Origin of the sequence: Paenarthrobacter sp. NPDC089322 (assembly GCF_040684895.1) — a bacterium.
In the GTDB taxonomy this organism is placed as follows: domain Bacteria; phylum Actinomycetota; class Actinomycetes; order Actinomycetales; family Micrococcaceae; genus Arthrobacter.
The window spans coordinates 22,032-40,526 of the sequence record NZ_JBFBGW010000028.1; the positions used below are offsets into that span (position 1 = coordinate 22,032).

The window sequence follows — 18,495 nt, forward strand, 5'->3', positions numbered from 1 at the left end:
GGCTCATGTACCGTCGAAGGGCGACCCGACTCTCCGCTGGGCCGCTTCCGGGGTGACGCCGAGCTCTGCCGCACTTCGGAATCCGCCAGACCCGCGGCAGAGACGGGGGACCCAGAGTTCCCGGGCCTGACCCCCCAACAGGCCCTCGGGGTGAAGCCGCCATGTGCGGCCGGACGGCCTCGTCCGAACCCGACAGCTAACCTCGCAGGCGTTGAGAGGCAACCACCATGTCCCCAACCATGGATCAGCCGCGCCGCGCCCAAATTGCACGCGAGCGCCTAAAGCCAACCGGACGCCGTCGGGCCGAACCCAGCGGATCCCCCACCAGCGAACCAACCGCGCAAACCTCGACGCCGGAACCCGCCACGGCGGCGATTCCTACCGTCGCTGCGCCCACCACCCGTGCGGCCGCCCGGGCGGCCGAGCGTGAGCGCGCGGCACAGGCCGCAGCTGTGCCGGAAGCGGAACAACCGGAGCCGGCTACCGCGGCCATTCCCGTCGTCGCTCCGGCAGGGTCTGCCGAGGAAGTTCCCGAAGAACCGGTACCCGCCGAGCCCGCCACGGCGGCGATTCCCGTCGTCGCACCCGTTGAAGAAGCACCAGCGGAACCCGCGACGGCAGCGCTTCCGGTGATCACAGCATCCGAGTCCGTCCCCGCCGGGTCACCCGCCCAGGCCAAATCCCCGGCGCAGATCGCCGCAGCAGCCACAGCAGCCGCAGGTCTCGCGAGTCGCAAGGCCGCCCGGAGCCAGGCGCGCGAGCACGGCACGGCCCTGAGCACGGCAGAGGCGGCCAACTCTTCGGCTACCCAGTCCGGCTTCGGCGGCCTGTCCCTCGGAACGTCGACGTTGAGCCGGGAGCCGCACGCTGCCTTGACCAAGGCTGCCTCCGTCAAGACCATGAGCCAGCGCATGGCCGTGGTGGCTGGAGCTCTTGGCCTGGTGCTCACCGCGGGAACCATGAGCCAGGCCCTCGAGCTGCCGTTCTTTGGCCAGGAAACGCAGAGCAATGAGGCCGGCGGGACCAAGGATGGCGAAGGACGCCAGACAGGTAAGGCATCCCCGGCACCGACCCCTTCATACTCCACTGCTTCGTCCACGTCAGCTGCGACGGAAGCCACAACAGGGCCCCCTGCGGAAGCCGGCAAAGCAACAACTGATGCCCGGCAGCCCGCCGCCGAGGCACCTACGGGAGCGTCGTCGTCCATTCCGACTCCGGAAGTGTCGCTGGCGGACCCTGTCTGGGTACCATCCGCCGCGCCGTCGGTTGTCACCCCGGTACCCGGCGTGACCACCCCGGTACCCACTCAACCGGTACCCACGCAGCCGGCTACCCCCACGCCCACGACGACGCCGACAGTCACCCCCACGCCGACACCAACCTCGGATCCGTCCAAGAAGCCCAAACCGACGGGAAGTCCCACAGCTGCACCTTCGCAGTCTGCCGTGGATCTGGACACGCTCCTTGACGCTGCGGACGGGTTGCTGAAATGAGCACACGGATGCCCCGGACCACCACGCACACCGGATGGCACGGCAGGTACTGCAGCAGCAGCCGAACCGCGACGTTCCGCCGTCGGATGGGTCGCTGGAGCTGCCAGCGGCTACGGCGCTCCTAGTCTCGCGAAACCATGAGGCAGGCACCCTCGGGTGCCTGCCTCATGATGTTCCTCAGCGAAACTAGGCGGTGGCGCTCACTTTGTCCGCCGACCGAACCTCGCCCACGGCGCCGGTTTCTGCATGAGGAGCGGCGTCCTTCTTGCGTTCCCGCAGGAAGTAGACCAAGCCGGCGGCAATCGTGGAGGCTGCTGCCAGGGCGAACAGTCCGGGGATCACGCTGCCTGTCTGCTCCTTGATGATGCCGAAGCCGAACGGGGCCACGAATCCGCCAAGGTTGCCCAGCGAGTTGATGATCGCGATGGCCGGCGCCAGGACTGCGGGGTGGAGGCCGGACTGCGGAATGGTCCAGAAGAGCGGCGACGCACTCTTGAAGCCCATGGCCGCGACGGCCAGGAAGACGAGCGCCAGGACGGGCGTCGCCACGGCTGCCGCGTAGGTCCCGACGGCGGCAATCAGCAGGGCGACGACCAGCAGGGGCCGCTTGGACTTGGCTTTGTCCTGCAGCTTCGCTGCGAAGTACATGGCAAACACGGCGCACACCCAGGGGATGGCTGAGAGGAACCCGACGCTGAGGTCCGTGGTGCCCGGGATCTGCTTGACGATGGTCGGCAGCCAGAAAGTGTTGGCGTAGATGGAGAGCTGCACGGCGAAGTAAATGGCGCAGAGCAGGAGGATCTGCGGGTTCAGGAGCATCTTCCAGCGGTTGATCTTGCCGTTCTTGCCCTTGGTGTGCTGGGCGTCTTCCTCGGCGATCGCAGCGGAGAGCGCAGTCTTCTCTGCCGGCGTGAGCCACTTGGCGTCCTGGATTTTGGCATCGAGAAGGAAGTACACGATGCATCCCACGGCCACGGAGAGCAAGCCCTCAAAGCCGAAGAGCCACTGCCAGCCGCGGATGCCCAGTGCACCGTGCAGGCTCAGCAGCATGCCCGCGATCGGACCGGACAATGCAGCCGCGACTGAGGAACCGGCGATGAAGATCGCGGTCGCCTTCCCTCGCATGCCGACGGGAACCCAGCGTGCGAAGTAGAAGATCACGGCCGGGAAGAATCCGGCCTCGGCAGCACCGAGCAGGAAGCGCAGAACGTAGAACATCATTTCGTTCTGTACGAAGGCCATGAGGAAGGACACCAGGCCCCAGCTGATCATGATGCGGGTCAGCCAGACCTTGGCACCGTACTTTTCCATGAGCACGTTGCTGGGGAGTTCGAAGATCGCGTAGGCAATGAAGAACAGGCCTGCACCAAAACCGTAGGCGGCTGCACCGATTCCAACGTCGGCTTCCAGGTGCTCGTGGGCGTAGCCGATGTTGGAACGGTTGAGCTGGTTGCAGACAAGCATGACCAGCATGATGGGCAGCACGCGCTTGAAGAACTTCTTGGTGGCGTGGGCGACATCCGTGACGGCAGCGTCAACAGATTGCATGGGGTAAATCCTCTTTGACTAGGCGAAGCTTTGTGACCGTGGGCCGCTGGGGTAGGGATGAGGTGGCTCACTGCTGGGACAGCTGGCCTGTGGCCTCCGCCACACGATCTATGTCAACTTTAGAGGGCTTTTGTGATGCACGTCCAACACATAATTTGCATCGGAAGATACCCTCAGGGCATCACTCAACCCTCCGGTCAACCTAAGAGGGCAGCAACCACCAGCAGTGCGCCGATGCAGAGGACGGTGGTGCACAGGATGACGTCCCGGGCCACCACGGTCCCGCGGCCGTACGGAGAGGCGAAGAGGAAGACGTTCTGCGCGGTGGGAAGAGCCGCCATGATGACGCTCGCCAGGAGATGCTGGCCCTCGAGACCGAAGACAAACCTGCCGAGTGCCCACACGATCACCGGCATGCCGGCGACCTTCAGGAGCGTGGCGACGACGGTTTCCACCCGGCCGTCGCCCTTTTGCAGCGGGGCCTTTCCTGCCAAGGACATGCCGAAAGCCAGCAGAACCATGGGCACTGCTGCGGCGGCAAGCATGTCGATGGGCTTCTGCACGAGTTCCGGCGCTGTCCAGCCCGTCAATGCGACCACCACACCCAGGGCGGAGGCGATAATCATGGGATTGGCGAACGGCTGGAGAAGGATGCGCTTCCAGGAGATCCCGGCGCCGCCCGCGAGCCCCAGGATGGTGACGTAGAAGGGCGCCATGACAAGGAGTTGGACCAGCAGTACGGGCGCCACATGTTGGGCGGTCCCCACCGCATACAAAGAGACCGGAATACCGATGTTGTTGGCGTTCGCGTAACTGCTGGCCATCGCCCCTACCGCGGTTTCGGCAACCGGCCTTCGGAAGAAAAGGAAGCTCAGGAGGCAATAGAGAAGCCCCACCGCCGCTGCGGAAAGCAGGGCGAGTGGGGCGTCGACACCGAGGGCTGCCCGGATGTCGCTTCCGGCTACCACCGTGAAAAGCAATGCAGGGTTGGTGATGTAGAAGGCAGTCCTGGTCAACGCGCCTTGGACGTCGGGGGCCAGCACCTTGAATCTGGCCGCACAAAAGCCCACGGCAATGACCGCGCTGACAATAAGGATGCCGGAGACAACGCCGCCCACCCTGCTCCCTTCTGAAATTGGTTTCCGCACGGCCGCTTCCCGTTGCGAGGAGTGCAGCGGCCGTGCGGAAGTGTTGCCGTTACCGGGCTGCCCTTACCTGACCAGGCAGGGCTTCTTCGGATCGAACTGCCAACCTTCGATGTAGTACTGCATGCCAATACTGTCGTCGCGGGCGTCCAGTCCGTGCTCGAGGTACAACTGGTGGGCTTTATCGAGGGCATCACGGTCCAGCTCGATGCCGAGCCCCGGAGCATCCGGAACCTCGATGGCGCCGCCCTTGATCTGCAGTGGCTCCTTGGTGAGGCCTTGGCCGTCCTGCCAGATCCAGTGAGTGTCCAGCGCGGTGATCTCGCCGGGTGCCGCTGCACCGGTATGCGTGAACATGGCCAACGAGATATCGAAGTGGTTGTTCGAGTGAGAGCCCCAGGTGAGCCCGAACTCGTGGCAGAGCTGCGCCACGCGGACGGAGCCGTGCATGGTCCAGAAGTGCGGGTCCGCCAACGGGATGTCCACTGCGTTGCTGCGGATGGCGTGCGACATTTCGCGCCAGTCCGTGGCAATCATGTTGGTAGCCGTCTTCAGCCCGGTGGCGCGGCGGAACTCGGCCATGACCTCGCGGCCGGAGAAGCGGCCTTCGGCGCCGCACGGGTCCTCGGCGTAGGCCACGACGCCCTGCATACGCTTGCCCAGCCGGATGGCTTCCTCCAGGAGCCAGCCACCGTTGGGGTCCAGCGTCACGCGGGCATCCGGGAAGTGTTTGGCCAGGGCCGTGACGACGTCCACTTCCTCGTCGCCGGACAGAACCCCGCCTTTGAGCTTGAAATCGCTGAAGCCGTAACGCTCCTGGGCGGCTTCAGCCAATGCGACGACGGCTTCCGGCGTCATGGCCTCTTGGCGGCGCAGTTCTTCCCAGCGGTCCGACGGCGCGTCCTCCACGAGGTACGGCAGGTCGGTCCGCTTGTGGTCACCCACGAAGAACAGGTATCCGAGCATCGGCACCGAGGTGCGCTGCTGGCCATCACCGAGCAACTCAGCCACGGGGACGCCGAGGAACTGCCCGTGCAGGTCCAGAAGCGCGGACTCGATGGCAGTGACGGCATGGACCGTAGTGCGGAGGTCGAAAGTCTGCAGGCCGCGGCCACCGGCGTCGCGGTCCGCGAACACGGCCGCAATCTCACGCAGCAGCGAACGGTACCGGGCCACGGGCTTCCCGTTGATGAGTGCGCCGGCTTCTTCGATGGTGGCCTTGATCTTCTCGCCCCCGGGAACCTCACCCAGGCCAGTGCGGCCCTCGGAGTCGGTGATGATCACAACATTGCGCGTGAAGAACGGCCCGTGCGCGCCACTGAGGTTCATCAGCATGCTGTCGTAGCCTGCAACGGGTACAACCTCTACCCGGGCGATGATGGGTTGCGTGCTCATGCGCCGACCTCAGCTTCCTGTGCTGCGGCAACAACTTCGCCGTCGATCCTGCGGTTCAAGTGCCAGGGGTTGGCGTCCTGAAGGGATTCCGGGAGGAGTTCCTGGGGCAGGTTCTGGTAGGCGACCGGCCGCAGGAAGCGGTTGATGGCCAGTGTTCCAACCGATGTGGTGCGGGAGTCGGACGTGGCGGGGAACGGTCCACCGTGAACCATTGCGTGCCCAACCTCAACTCCGGTGGGCCAGCCGTTCACGATGATGCGGCCCACCTTCTGTTCGAGGACCGGAAGCAGCCGTGCCGCCGTCGGGTAGTCCGCCTCGGTGAGCTGCAACGAGGCGGTGAGCTGGCCTTCAATCCGGGAAGCGGCCTGCAGGAGGTCCTCCACGGAGGAGTAGCGGATCACCAGGCTGGCAGCACCGAAGATTTCCTCGTGCAGGACGTGGTTGTTCACGAACTGCTGTACCCCCGTACCGAAGATGGTGGGCGCCGGCGCATTGTGGGTGGCCCCGGGAGTGCCCTGGCCGATCACGTCGACGCCTTCGGCCTTGCCGAGTGCCTCGGTACCGGCGTTCCAGGAACCGGCAATGCCTTCGGTCAGCATGGTTTGTCCGCTGCAGGCCGCAACGGCACGTCCGACGGCGGCAGCAAGTTTGTCTCCTGCCTCGCCTTCGGGGGCAAACAGCAAACCGGGCGAGGTGCAGAGCTGGCCGGAGCTGCCGGTCACCGAGGCGACGTACTGCCGGGCCAAAGCGTCGATGGTTTCGGCGTCACCTTGAAGGGTGCCCTCGAACACGAAGACCGGGTTCAAGGAGGACATCTCCGCATAGACGGGGATGGGTTCGGCGCGTGCGGCGGCGGTTCGCATCAAGGCAACGCCGGCTGCTTGGGAACCGGTGAAACCTACGGCCTTGATGGCCGGGTCCGACACGAGGGCCTGCCCAATGCTGGCGCCCGGTCCGTAGATCAAGGAGAACACGCCCGGGTGCAGCCCGGCCTCCTTGACGGCCTTGGCAATGGCCTGGCCCACCAGCTCACTCGTTCCCGGGTGGGCGTTGTGTGCCTTGAAAACCACGGGGCAACCGGCGGCGAGGGCCGACGCGGTGTCTCCGCCCGCCGTCGAGAATGCCAGCGGGAAGTTACTGGCACCAAAGACGGCCACGGGGCCAAGCGGGATCTGGCGCTGGCGGATGTCGGCACGCGGCAGGGGCGTGCGCTCCGGAAGGGCGGGGTCGATGCGGACGCCGCGGAAGTCGCCCTGGCGGACGACGTTTGCGAACAACCGCAACTGCCCGGTGGTGCGGGCGCGTTCGCCCTGGAGGCGGGCTGCGGGCAGGCCGGTTTCCTGGCCGGCGCGGATAATGAGCTCATCTCCGATGGCCTCGATGTTGTCCGCAACCGCGTCAAGGAACGCAGCGTGGGTTGCGGGATCGAGCGTGCTGAAGGACGCGTACGCCTCCTGCGCCGCGGACGTTGCTGCCTTCAGCTGCTCTTCCGTGAGCAGCGTGTAGGCGGGCTCGAGGGCTTCATTGGTGGCGGGGTTGAAGCCGAAAGTGGTCTTGCCTTCGCCGACGACGGACTGTCCGGCAATGAGGGAGTGTCCGGTGAGGGTCATGGGTTCCTCCTGGGTCTCTGGCGGTTGGGGAAAAGCCTGGCTCTGGCGAAGAGTCAGGAAACGCGGGCGATCAGGGCCTTGAGGTCCGCGAGGTCCTGCTCAGCCAGGTTCTGCAGCGGCGGACGGACGGGCCCGGCGGAGCGGCCGATCGCGTCCAGGCCACCCTTGACGATGGACACCGAGTAGCCCTTCACACGGTCACGGATGTCCAGGTACGGGATCACGAAGTCGTTGAGCTTCTTGTTGACGGCGTCGCGATCGTTGTTGCGGACGTCCTTGTAGAAGTCGAGGGCGAACTGCGGAACGAAGTTGTACATGGCGCTCGAGTAGGTGCTCATGCCGAGCTGCAGGAGCGGGAGCGCGAAGGTCTCGGCCGTCGGGAGGCCGCCAAGGTAGAACAGGCGGTCGCCGAGCTTGGCGTAGACGCGGGCGTCGTGTTCGAGGTCGCCTACCCCATCCTTGAAGCCGATGAGGTTCTGGTGGCGCTCCGCGAGCGTGGCCACGGTGGTGTCCTTGTAGATGGCGTTGGCGCGGTTGTAGATGATGACGCCAAGGTTGGTCGCGTTGCAGACTGCGCTGACGTGGTCGATCAGGCCGCCCTGGTCCGCTTCCGTCAGGTACGGCGGGAGCAGCAGGATGCCTTCGGCGCCCGCGGCCTCGGCCGCTTTGGCGTTCTCGATCGCCTGGGCGGTGGAGCCGCCCGCCGAGGCGAGGACCGGAACGATCGATCCAACCTCCTCGACGGCGGTACGCACCACGCGCTCGGATTCAGCCGGCGTGAGCGAGAAACCTTCGCCCGTGCCGCCCGCGGCGAACAAGCCCGCTACCGGGAAGCTTGCCTGCCAGGCAAGGTGCTTGCGGTAGTTCTCCTCGTCGAACTGCAGCTGGGCATCGAACGAGGTGACGGGGAAGGAGAGGAGTCCGTCCTTGAGGACGTTTGCCAGTTCCTGGGGTGTGTACGTTGCCACTGTGGTCCTAACGAAGAATGCGTGCCGGTTGGCCCGGATGTGTTGGTTCCTTTCCAGACTAGGCTCGGCACTAATGCCTGTCTAAGTGTTCTTTTGTATCCATTGATACCCTCCGGGCATCATCGCGAGGGTGCGTGGACGGACTACTCCAGGCCGAAGGAGAGCTCCTTGAGAAGGCGGCGGAGAGCGGGATTCTCGACCTTGCGACGCCAGATGGCATGAAGCTCCACCGGCTCCCCTTCGCCGCCTGCCAGATCCAGGAATTCGACTCCCTGGATCCCCAGGACCTTGGCCGAGTGCGGCACGAACGCCACCCCGCGTTTCGCTGCCACGAGGGACACCATGGTGAGGATCTGGCTGACGGTGTGGACCACGTTTTCATGCCGGATGGGCATCAACCGGACCACAAGGTCGTAGAAGTAGCGCGCATCCGATGCCGAGTGCATGATGATCCGCTCATCGATCAAGTCCGCATGGGTAATGCTCCGCTTGAGGCCGGCAAGGCGATGGCCTGACGGAACAGCCAGCAGGATTGATTCCCGGTACAGCAAGTGGGAGTCGAAGGCCTCCGTGTCGAACGGTGGCCGGGCAAGCCCCAGGTCCAGCTGCCCGGTGAGGAGTCCGTTGATCTGCTCGCCGGTCACGAGCTCCTGCAGATCCACATCCACGTCCGGAAGAATGCCGGCAATCTCTTCCAAAAGGGGACCGAGAATACTAAAGCCACTCGCTGCCGTGAAGCCGATCCTCAGCAGCCCCGAGCGTCCCGAAGCAATCCGCCGAGCGGCGACCGGCGCACGCTCCGCGAGCGCCATGAGGCGTCGGGCCTCCTCCAGGAAAGCCTTCCCGGCGTGGGTGAGTTCCACTTTGCGGTTGTCCCGTTCCAGGAGCTCGGTTCCGACGATCTTTTCCAGTCGCTGGATCTGGCGGCTCAGAGGCGGCTGGGTCATGTTGAGCCTCTCGGCCGCCCGGCCAAAGTGCAGCTCCTCGGCGACGGCGATGAATCCGGCCAATTGGTCGAAAGTGAACATGATGCCTTCCAGGTATCAATCGATGCAATTTTGGGCTTAGACATGCATCATAGCGGCTCCCTACACTCGACAAAGCGCACCGGGCGTGACCCGGTTCACATGGCGAGGGACTCAGCCCTCACATGAACCACCCGTGCCAACCAGGAGTTCCCAATGATGCACTTCCCCAACCGCCGCGCTGTCCTCGGAGCGGCTTCAGCCCTTACCCTGCTAGCCCTGACCGCTTGCGGCAACGTCGCCGGAGGCAGCGCAGGGGCAACAACCAAATACCCCAACGGCCCCGTCAACCTCACGGTGGGCCAGGCAGCCGGTGGCAGCACCGACCTGATCGCCCGGGCCGTGGCCGAAGGAGCCGGCAAGACCCTCGGCTCCCCCATGCCGGTAGTCAACAAGCCGGGGGCCAACGGAGCCCTGGCCACCAAGGAAGTCGCCGGCAAGCCTGCCGACGGACAGAACCTGGTCCTGCTGACCGCCTCCCTCATCACCATCACACCGCTGGCCGTGTCGGCAGACGAGGCCGTCAACATTGACGACCTGGACATCATCGCCGGACTTTCGCAGGACGACTACGTCCTGGTGGCCAGCAAGCAATCAGGGTTCTCCTCCTTCAAGGACGTCACCGACGCCAAGCGCAACGTCACCTTCGGCACCACCGGCGTGGGCACCGGCAGCCAGCTGGCCCAGACCGTCCTGTTCAAGCAGGCCTCAGTCCAGGGAACCGACGTTCCCTTCGACAGCGGCAAGCCCGCGCTCACCGCAGTCCTGGGCAACCAGGTTGAACTCGCCACCATCCAGCTGGGTGAGGCCATGCCGCAGATCGAAGCCGACAAGGTCACCCCGCTCCTGGTGTTCTCCGAGGAACGCAACTCCTTCCTCCCTGACGTTCCTTCCGCCAAGGAAGCGGGCTACGACGTTCCAGTAGCCCAGTACCGCGCGCTGGCTGCCCCCAAGGGCACGCCGCAAGACGTGAAGGACAAGCTCTACTCCGCACTGCAGGACACCTTCAAGACGGACGCCTACAAGGAGTTCAACAAGAAGAACATGCTGACGCCGAAGGAGATCTCCGGTGAAGAGGTAGTCAAGGAATGGAAGGAGTACGCCGCCAAGTACAAGTCCTTGGTGGAGAAGTACGACATCAGCCTCAGCGGAACCAAGTGATTCCAATGAACGCGAGCAGTGCGGCACCCGGCGGTGGCAGCAGCGCAAAGGCCGCTGCCGCCGTCGAGGGTGCCCCATTCGATGGCACCGACGACCTGACGCCGGAGCAGCTCGCTGCCCAATGGGAGGAGGAAAAGCCGCCCGCTGCCGGCCCCCTGGCCAACGCGGCGTCCTCACTTGTGGTGATTGGCGTCGGAGTCGGGGCTGTGATCCTCTCCCTGGCCATGGGCCTCGGTACGCTGGCCGCGCCGCAGCCGGGCCTGTGGCCGTTCATCATCAGCTGCGTCATGGTGGCCCTTGGCCTGTTCCAGCTGGTCATCGGCAGGCGGAACGTTGACGCCGAGAAGTTCACGCGCCTCTCCCTGGCACCGCTGACCGGACTCGTATCCCTCGCAGCCATGGTGGCTTTGATGCCCCTGATCGGCTTCGAGATCCCGGGTTTGATCCTCTGCATCATCTGGATGAAGTTCCTGGGCAGCGAAACCTGGCGGTCCACGCTCCTGATCAGTGCGCTGGTGATTGCCGCCTTCTACGGCATCTTCGTCCTGGCGCTCAACACGTCCATCCCCCACCTCTTCTAGGAGACAACCGTGGATTTCCTGAATCCCGTGATCAACGGCTTCGCTGTTGTCCTGGAACCGATGAACCTGCTGTACTGCCTGATCGGCGTACTCATCGGCATGCTGATCGGTGTGCTTCCGGGGTTGGGGCCGGCAGCGACCATCGCCATCCTCCTGCCCCTGACCTACAGCGTCGAGCCCGTCACAGCCATCATCATGCTGGCCGGCATCTTCTACGGGGCACAATACGGAGGCACCATTACCTCCGTGCTACTCCGGCTGCCCGGCGAAGCGTCCTCCGTAGTGACCGTGTTCGACGGCTACCAACTGGCCAAGCAAGGCAAGGCCGGAACCGCCCTTGGCCTCGCCGCCATCGGTTCGTTCACCGGCGGTACCGCAGCCATCATCGGCCTCACCTTCCTGGCACCGCTCGTGGCGAGCTTCGCATTGGACTTCGGGCCGGCTGAATACTCCGCGCTTGCCCTCCTGGGCATCCTGCTCGTGGCCACCATCAGCAGTGGTGCAAAGGCGAAGGCACTCATCGCGGCGGCCATCGGGCTCCTTCTGGCCACCGTCGGCAGGGACGTCTTCACCGGCGAAAACCGGTTCACCTTCGGCAGCCTCGAACTTGCCGACGGCATCGACTTCGTACCCATCGCGATGGGCATCTTCGGCCTGGGCGAAATCCTGTACAACCTCGAGGAGCGCCACCGCGCCGCCAAGGCTCCCTCCGCCGTCGCAAATGTCTGGCCGTCCCGGAAGGACCTGAAGCAGGCGTCCGGTGCCATCGGCCGCGGCTCCATCCTGGGGTTCTTCCTCGGCATCCTGCCCGGCGGCGGCGCAACGATCGCTTCCATGGCCTCCTACGCCATGGAGAAGAAGCGTGCCAAGCAGCCCGAGCGCTTCGGCAAGGGCGCCCCGGAAGGTGTTGCCGGACCGGAGACGGCCAACAACGCCGCCGCTACGTCCTCCTTCATTCCGTTGCTGACTCTGGGCATCCCTGCAAACGCCACCATGGCCCTCATGTTCGGCGCGCTGCTCATCCAGGGAGTGACGCCCGGCCCGCAGTTGGTGGACCAGGATCCCGAGCTGTTCTGGGGCGTGGTGAACTCCATGTACATCGGGAACATCCTGCTCCTGATCATGAGCCTGCCGCTGGTGGGAATCTTCGTGAAGATCCTCCGTGTCCGCGCCGCTATCCTCGCTCCCATCACTGCCTTGATCACGTTGCTGGGTGCGTACACCATCAACAACAGCATGTTCGATGTGACCCTGGTGGTTGTCTTTGGCGCGGTGGGGTACTTGATGAAGAAGTTCGGTTTCGAACCCGGCCCGCTGGTCCTGGCGTTTGTCCTGGGCTCGCTGCTGGAAAGCTCGCTCCGCCGTTCGCTGCTGGTGTTTGGCGGCGATCCCTTGGGGTTCTTCTCACGGCCCATCTCGGCAACGCTGCTCATCGTGTTTGTCGTGGTGGCACTGTTGCCTGCCATCCGGAAGGTGTTGGCCAAGCGTTCCCGGCCTGCTGATTCCGTTCCCGCCTCCAAGATCAAGGAAAAGGTATGAAAATCATCGTCGGCTTCGTTCCCACCCCGGCTGGAGAGGCAGCCCTTGCGGCGGGCATCGCCGAGGCGCAGCTCCGGAAGCAGGAGCTGGTCATCGTGAACTCGGCGCGCGAAGGTGCCCTGGTGGACAAAGCGGTGGCTCCTGCTGCCGTGCTGGACCAAGCAGTGCAGCGGGCCCGCGAAGCCGGCGTGATAGCGACCGTCATCCAGCCGCCCTACAAGGACGATCTCGCCGACGAATTCCTGGACGTCGCCCGGGAAGTCGATGCCTCGCTCATCGTGATCGGGCTGCGCCACCGCACGCAGGTGGGCAAGTTCATCATGGGAAGCCACGCCCAGCGGATCCTCATGCAGGCAGACCGTCCCGTGCTTGCGGTGAAGGCCGGAGCTTCCACTTTCTAGATCCGTGGGCGCCCCGCCCAGCGCCGGGCCTTCAACGCCGCATGCAGCTCGAGCCGGATCGCGCCGCTCAAGGGATCAGCCCCGATGAGTTGGCGGATCCGGCCGAGGCGGTTGTAGATGCTGCTCCTGTGGAGATGGAGTTTGCCGGCAACGTCCTGGACCGAGCCGTCATTGTCGTACAGCAACTCCAGCACGGGCAGGAGTTCGCCATTGCGGTCGTGGTCTTCCAAGGCCCGGAAATGCACGGATCCGGTGTCGTCCCATCCGCCGGGTGCCTGCAGCCGGTCGAACAACTGATAGACACCGACGGACCGGCTGTCCACCAACTCACCCAAGGGAAGATCCACGGCGGCGGCCTGTGCTGCGACCTTCGATTCCCGGTACGCCCCTGCCAGCTGCCGGATCACCGCGAACGGCTCACTGATGCCCAGGATCACCCGATCAACGGACCGCCCTGCTCGCTTGGCCAGCTCCAACTGGTAATGAACCAGGACCTGCGCATGGTCTGCCCGGCCTCCCGACTGCCGGAACAGGACCACGGAGTGCGTTTCGGTTCCGGCACTGAACAGGGCAGCGTCCACTCCGATGGTGGACTGCAAAGCCGCCGTCCGGTGCGTGAGCGTCGCGGCGATGGGGTCGACGGCGGCTCCCCCGCCATCAGCGTCGAGAATGGTCACCAGTTGCCACGGACCCCGGCCCTGGATCTCCTTCCAGCCGGCCACGGCAGCGACGGCGTTGGATTCGCCCCCGCAGGCGGCCAGGAATTCCTGTTCCCTCCGCCGCCTGAACTCCGATTCTGCGGTGTTCGAGTCGAGCAGCAGTCCCGCCAACAGGTCCAGCTCATCACGCACGCCCGGCAACTGGGCGAGTATCGCCGTCGCGGTTTGCTCCTCCAGGTCCTGCTGGACCCATAAGTACCCCACGCGGAACCCGCGCACCAGCAACGGGACGCAGACGCGGCCCAGCATCCCGAGCTCGTCGTTGGCAGGAACGACGACGGGACGCACCGCCGTCGCGATCCCGTGCGAGAGCTGCCACGCGCTGACGTCGCCGGGTACCCGCTTGCTGAGGAGGAAGTTCACGCGCACGCGGTCGGCGTGGGACTGGTTGGAGCTGTAGGCGAGGAGGACGCCGTCGAGGTCTTCCAGGGACAGTCCGCGGCCGAGCTTGAGTGCCACCTGTTCCACGATCTGCTCGACGTCCTGCTGCACGCTGACAGCGTACCAACATCAGGCGACACCTGACGCTCGAGTGCTCGACAAATGTCGATCCGTAGAGGTGGGAATCCTTGATTTTCCGGGGATCTCGGCTTCGCCTGCCTTGCCCTCCATGTCGCCTGCCTCACAGCCGGATCTATTCTGGAACCACAGCCCGCAGCAAGTATTCGGCCGAACAAGCCGCTAACGATGGAGCCAGTCAGATGATCATCGGCGTCCCCAAAGAAATCAAGAACAACGAGTTCCGCGTAGCCATCACGGCGGCCGGTGTCCACGAGTTCCGCACCCACGGACACACCGTCCTGGTTGAGCGCGGCGCAGGCCTCGGCTCGGGCATCACCGACGAGGAATACTCGATCGCCGGAGCGGAGATCGTTGCCGACGCCGACGACGTGTGGGGCCGGGCCGACATGGTCATGAAGGTCAAGGAACCCATCAAGGCCGAATACCACCGCTTCCGCAAGGGCCTGATCCTCTTCACCTACCTGCACCTCGCCGCCGAGCCCGAGCTCACCGCCGAGCTCATCAACTCCGGCGTCACGGCCATCGCCTACGAAACCGTGCAGGAAGGCCGCACCCTCCCGCTGCTCGCCCCGATGTCCGAGGTTGCCGGACGCCTGTCCGTGGTAGTTGGCGCCTCCTCGCTGATGGCACCGGCCGGTGGCAAGGGCATCCTGCTGGGCGGCGTACCGGGTGTTCGCCCGGCCAAGGTTGTTGTCCTCGGAGCCGGCGTTGCGGGAACCAACGCCGCTGCCATGGCCCTGGGCCTCGGTGCTGATGTCACCATCATGGACATCAACATCAACCGGCTGCGCGAACTTGACGCCCTCTACCAGGGCCGCCTGAAGACCGTCGCCTCCAACGCCTACGAGATCGAGAAGTCAGTCGTCGACGCAGATCTCGTGATCGGCTCCGTCCTGATCCCGGGCGCCAAGGCACCCAAGCTGGTCACCAACGAACTCGTGTCCCGGATGAAGCCGGGCTCGGTGCTGGTGGACATCGCAGTGGACCAGGGTGGCTGCTTCGAGGACACACACCCCACCACCCACCAGGAACCGACGTACAAGGTCCACAACTCGATCTTCTACTGCGTTGCCAACATGCCTGGCGCTGTTCCGAACACCTCAACGTACGCACTGACCAACGTCACCCTGCGCTACGCCGTGGCACTGGCCAACCTGGGCGTCAAGGCCGCGTTCGACCGCGACCCCGCCCTCGCCGCAGGCCTCAACATCGCCGCAGGCCACGTGGCACACCACTCTGTCTCCGAGGCGCACAACCTGCCCCTCGTTGACGACTGGCACAGCTTGGTGACGGCCTAAAGCCCCGCCGAGTTGGCACTTAATGACAATGTTCCTGGGGAACATTGTCATTAAGTGTCATTTCGCGGGGTCGGGGATCAGGTGCGTGGGCACCGGTACGGGAGCGCCGGATGGGCCGAGGGTCGGCGGAGTCACGTTTGGGTGTGCCGGGTTCGCCGGATCGATGCCCGGGGCGGTGACCGGCGGAGTTGGAATCGCGACGTTGCCCGGCTCTGCCTTCCCCGGATCTCGGGGAGTCTGCGGATCCACGCCGGCGGGCGTCTTCGGGGAAACGATGCGATCCGAACCGGGGTTGGTCTTGGCAGCGTCCGGCGAGACCGTCGCGGGGCCGGTAGCGCCGGGCGCAGGAGCGGGCTGAGCCGGAACGTCCTGACCGGCGCTGCCGTTGCCTGCCGGCTCCTCACTTGGCATAGCAGGGCGGTCCTGTGCCGGGCTCCCTGACCCGGGAGAGAAGGGTGCTACCACGGACCCGATTGCCGCCCCCAGATGCTGGAAGATGGCGCCCTCCGTGGCAGCCGCGGCCGTAGCCCCGCCTGCGAGTGACACAACCACGGCCAACCCTGCAATCCCGGCACGGCGTTTACGACCACGTCGGACTGCGAGCTCATCCATGGAGCCACGGGATGCAGCACCGGCAGTAGCACCCTCGGCTTGGCCACCGACCGGGGTGAGTACCGCCGTCGGCGCCCCGGACGAAGAGCCGCCATCCGCCGTCGTGATTCTGATTGCCGCGCCGGTGTCGCCGGCCATCAACGCGCGGACGGCGGCCGAAGGCGCAGGGGCCGTGCCGGCGAGGGCACGAAGTTCAAGCAGCTCGGTGCGGACGTCGCCGGCTTCCTCGAAGCCCGCGTCGGCCAACAACCGGTCCACGGCCTGCTCCGCGGCTTCGTCTGCAATGCCGCCGCGCGGGGAGATGTGTTCGCTCATGATTTGCCGTTCCTTCGTAATGCACGCTTCCTCAGTGCACTCAATGCCCTGCGCTGCAGCTGTTTCACGGCACCCTGGGACTTGCCCATGATGTCCGCTGTTTCTTCCACCGAGAGGTCCGCCACGACCCTCAGCGCGAGGACCTCACGGTGGTCAGTGGCGAGCTCCTCCATGAGCTCCGTTACTCCGAGGCTTCCAACCGCCTGGTCCTCCGCCGACGGTGACTGCCGGCCGTCAAGGTCGGCCTCATACGGCGTCGCATCCGGAGTTCGTTCCCGCTTGCGGTAATGGTCCACCATCCGCGCATGGGCCATGGTGAACAGCAGTGTCTTGGCACCTTGCAGTCCGCCGTGGAGGGTTTCGAGCTTAGGGTAGAGAGCAAGGAAAACGTCCTGCGTGACGGCCTCGGCATCGTCCACGCCGCGGGCCCGGAGGTAGCCGAACACCGGGCCCGCGAAGTTGTTGTAGGCAGCCGTGAAGAGCAGCGCGGGATCGTCGTCGTCCGCCTGCACATATTCATCAGCCAAAGGTTCCAGCACCCGCGGATGCCTCCATCCCACGCAGCTCAGCGACGTCCATGCCGGGAGTCGCTGCCGCTGCCGTCAGTTACGTAGCGGGGCTCCCTGCCGTGGTCACAATGACCGTTCGGCAAGGAGCCCCCACCTTTAAACCGTAGCCGCTTGAGGCTTAGCGGACAGAATCGAGGGCGGCGCCGGGAGCGGCCGGGACCTCACTCGGGACCTGCGACGGCAGTTCAGGAGCGGCAGGCGCTGCCGGTACTGCGGGAACAGCCGGGGTTGCCGGAACCTCAGGGGTGCCGGGAACAGCCGGGACGGCAGGCGTGGCGGGCTGCTTGGACGTTACGGAAGCGTCGGCGTCGGCGTTGACCGAACCGTCAGCCTTGAGTCCTGCTGCCTTCCCGGCATCCACAACAGCCTCGCAGTGTGCCTTCACCTTTGCTTCGCCGCCTGCAGCAACAACCAGGGATTCGTAGCCGGGTACCTTGGCTTCGGCCTTCAGCCCGCCGTTGATGAATGCAGTGCAGAGACCGAACGCCTCGGGCGTTGCGGCAACCGTCTCGTCCACCGCGGACTTCGCAGCGTCAACGGCGTCGGCGGCCTTCGCCTGGCCGGCTTCCGCAGCGTCAGTCGCCTTGGCCTGGGCGGTCTCGACGGCGTCAGTCGCCTTCTGGCGGGCAGCTTCAGTGGCCTCGGCTGCTTGTGCTGCTGCCTTGTCGGCGACGGGAGCCGGGGCGCCGACGAGGTCATGCGCGGTCTGCTGGATCTCCGTAGGCAGAGCACCGTTGAAAGCGGCTACGCCGGTTCCGCCGGCAGCGACGGCTCCTGCGGCCAGGACGCCAGCGGCGACTTTGCTCGTGGCAAGGACAGTGAACAAGGACATGAATTCCTCCGACAAACGATTTGGGGATTGCCCCGGAAGCGGTTGGGCGCTTCCGGATGATCAGTGCGCGGATGTGGCCCGCACACCCCCTACATCGCTGGGGCGGCCGGCCAGGTTACGCCCATCCCGAAAAAACTTTTGACCTTGCGCGCTGGTCACGTCGGGGCGCACCTGCGCGCATTAGCCGGGGAGTTCTGCCCATCGCGGCCGGATTCCGTTTGGCGCTAGGCTCAGGGCATACTTGGCAGGGCGTACACCGCGCCGGCATACAGGGGGATGTGCGATGGGACAGGGATTGGTCGGCGCCGACGTCGAAGATCTTCGGCGGCTTTCGTCGGTGATGGATAACGAAGCCGAGAAAATCACCAGCCTGCAGCGCCAGTTGGGTTCGTTGATCGAGAACGGGCGCTACTGGAAAGGCAACGACGCGGAGCAGTTCCGCAGCATGTGGCGCAGCGATCTCCACGCACGCCTGGGCGCTGCAGCCCTGTGCTTGAAGACGAACGCGCGCACCCTGCGAGCCAACGCGGACCAGCAGGAGCAGGCATCCCTCGGCTTGGCTGGGACAGGTTCATCCGGAGCGGGTGCGCCTGGTGGTAACCCAGGCGGTAATCCGGGCGGTAATCCCGGTACAGTGCCGTCCGGACTTCCCGGCTTCACCATGGGCCTGTAAGTCTTTACACGGTTGCTCTGCGAGTAGCTGACAGTCTGGTGCTGTGGCCCGACTTGGACGTGACTCACCCATGGGTTTGCCTCCGCACC

The 18,495-nt window shown here is 65.2% G+C and carries 17 protein-coding genes and 1 riboswitch; of the genes, 7 read left to right on the top strand and 10 right to left on the bottom strand.

All coding sequences use genetic code 11. The features are described from left to right. Positions 1-73 precede the first annotated feature (73 nt). Positions 74-225, top strand: a riboswitch (cyclic di-AMP (ydaO/yuaA leader). 2 nt (positions 226-227) lie between these two features. Next, positions 228-1,493, top strand: a complete 1,266-nt coding sequence (locus AB0N65_RS19630) for a hypothetical protein (RefSeq protein ID WP_364165606.1) — start codon at positions 228-230, stop codon at positions 1,491-1,493. Positions 1,494-1,679: 186 nt separating this feature from the next. On the opposite strand, the gene AB0N65_RS19635 is transcribed toward AB0N65_RS19630, so the two are convergent. From AB0N65_RS19635 to AB0N65_RS19660, 6 genes are all read right to left on the bottom strand, one after another. Continuing rightward, the gene (locus tag AB0N65_RS19635; RefSeq protein WP_364165609.1) at positions 1,680-3,041 is read right to left on the bottom strand and encodes an MFS transporter; all 1,362 of its coding nucleotides are present in this window, start codon (positions 3,039-3,041) and stop codon (positions 1,680-1,682) included. Between the two features lie 197 nt (positions 3,042-3,238). Further along, a complete protein-coding gene (locus tag AB0N65_RS19640) occupies positions 3,239-4,159 on the bottom strand; it encodes an AEC family transporter (protein WP_364165612.1) in 921 nt (306 codons plus the stop codon). A 93-nt stretch (positions 4,160-4,252) separates the two neighbouring features. After that, positions 4,253-5,581, bottom strand: a complete 1,329-nt coding sequence (locus AB0N65_RS19645; RefSeq protein WP_364165614.1) for an enolase C-terminal domain-like protein — start codon at positions 5,579-5,581, stop codon at positions 4,253-4,255. Continuing rightward, positions 5,578-7,191: an aldehyde dehydrogenase (NADP(+)) gene (locus AB0N65_RS19650; RefSeq protein WP_364165616.1), complete on the bottom strand. Its 1,614-nt coding sequence runs from the start codon at positions 7,189-7,191 to the stop codon at positions 5,578-5,580. Before AB0N65_RS19650 ends, AB0N65_RS19645 begins: the two co-directional genes overlap by 4 nt. Positions 7,192-7,244: 53 nt before the next feature. Next, positions 7,245-8,159, bottom strand: coding sequence for a 5-dehydro-4-deoxyglucarate dehydratase (gene kdgD / locus AB0N65_RS19655; protein WP_364165619.1), 915 nt, complete (start codon positions 8,157-8,159; stop codon positions 7,245-7,247). Positions 8,160-8,302: 143 nt separating this feature from the next. Next, entirely contained in the window at positions 8,303-9,187 is an 885-nt protein-coding gene (locus AB0N65_RS19660) for a LysR family transcriptional regulator (protein WP_364165622.1), read from the bottom strand. 153 nt (positions 9,188-9,340) lie between these two features. Between AB0N65_RS19660 and AB0N65_RS19665 the strand changes: the two genes are divergently transcribed. Genes AB0N65_RS19665 through AB0N65_RS19680 form a run of 4 tightly spaced genes read left to right on the top strand, consistent with a single transcriptional unit; the run spans position 9,341 to position 12,866 of the window. Then, on the top strand, positions 9,341-10,345 hold the full coding sequence (locus AB0N65_RS19665; protein ID WP_364165624.1) for a tripartite tricarboxylate transporter substrate binding protein: 1,005 nt from the start codon (positions 9,341-9,343) through the stop codon (positions 10,343-10,345). A 5-nt stretch (positions 10,346-10,350) separates the two neighbouring features. Further along, a complete protein-coding gene (locus AB0N65_RS19670; protein WP_364165627.1) occupies positions 10,351-10,926 on the top strand; it encodes a tripartite tricarboxylate transporter TctB family protein in 576 nt (191 codons plus the stop codon). Between the two features lie 9 nt (positions 10,927-10,935). Further along, positions 10,936-12,465, top strand: coding sequence for a tripartite tricarboxylate transporter permease (locus AB0N65_RS19675; protein ID WP_364165630.1), 1,530 nt, complete (start codon positions 10,936-10,938; stop codon positions 12,463-12,465). Continuing rightward, on the top strand, positions 12,462-12,866 hold the full coding sequence (locus AB0N65_RS19680) for a universal stress protein (RefSeq protein WP_364165633.1): 405 nt from the start codon (positions 12,462-12,464) through the stop codon (positions 12,864-12,866). Before AB0N65_RS19675 ends, AB0N65_RS19680 begins: the two co-directional genes overlap by 4 nt. Here the strand turns inward: AB0N65_RS19680 and AB0N65_RS19685 are convergent. Further along, positions 12,863-14,077 carry a helix-turn-helix domain-containing protein gene (locus AB0N65_RS19685; protein ID WP_364165635.1) on the bottom strand — a complete coding sequence of 405 codons (1,215 nt, stop codon included), beginning with the start codon at positions 14,075-14,077 and terminating at the stop codon, positions 12,863-12,865. The genes AB0N65_RS19680 and AB0N65_RS19685 overlap by 4 nt on opposite strands. Positions 14,078-14,286: 209 nt before the next feature. On the opposite strand from AB0N65_RS19685, the gene ald reads away from it, so the two are divergent. Then, positions 14,287-15,405 carry an alanine dehydrogenase gene (ald, locus tag AB0N65_RS19690; protein ID WP_364165638.1) on the top strand — a complete coding sequence of 373 codons (1,119 nt, stop codon included), beginning with the start codon at positions 14,287-14,289 and terminating at the stop codon, positions 15,403-15,405. Between the two features lie 57 nt (positions 15,406-15,462). Here the strand turns inward: ald and AB0N65_RS19695 are convergent, their stop codons facing one another. The 3 genes from AB0N65_RS19695 to AB0N65_RS19705 all read right to left on the bottom strand — a co-directional run bounded on the left by AB0N65_RS19695 (position 15,463) and on the right by AB0N65_RS19705 (position 17,733). After that, on the bottom strand, positions 15,463-16,332 hold the full coding sequence (locus AB0N65_RS19695; protein WP_364165641.1) for a hypothetical protein: 870 nt from the start codon (positions 16,330-16,332) through the stop codon (positions 15,463-15,465). Then, complete coding sequence (locus AB0N65_RS19700; protein ID WP_364165644.1) at positions 16,329-16,871, bottom strand: RNA polymerase sigma factor; 543 nt, start codon at positions 16,869-16,871, stop codon at positions 16,329-16,331. Before AB0N65_RS19700 ends, AB0N65_RS19695 begins: the two co-directional genes overlap by 4 nt. Positions 16,872-17,019: 148 nt before the next feature. After that, positions 17,020-17,733, bottom strand: coding sequence for a hypothetical protein (locus AB0N65_RS19705; RefSeq protein ID WP_364165647.1), 714 nt, complete (start codon positions 17,731-17,733; stop codon positions 17,020-17,022). Between the two features lie 283 nt (positions 17,734-18,016). On the opposite strand from AB0N65_RS19705, the gene AB0N65_RS19710 reads away from it, so the two are divergent. Further along, positions 18,017-18,406 (top strand): hypothetical protein, encoded by a 390-nt coding sequence (locus tag AB0N65_RS19710; protein WP_364165650.1) that lies wholly within the window; start codon positions 18,017-18,019, stop codon positions 18,404-18,406. Positions 18,407-18,495 lie beyond the last annotated feature (89 nt).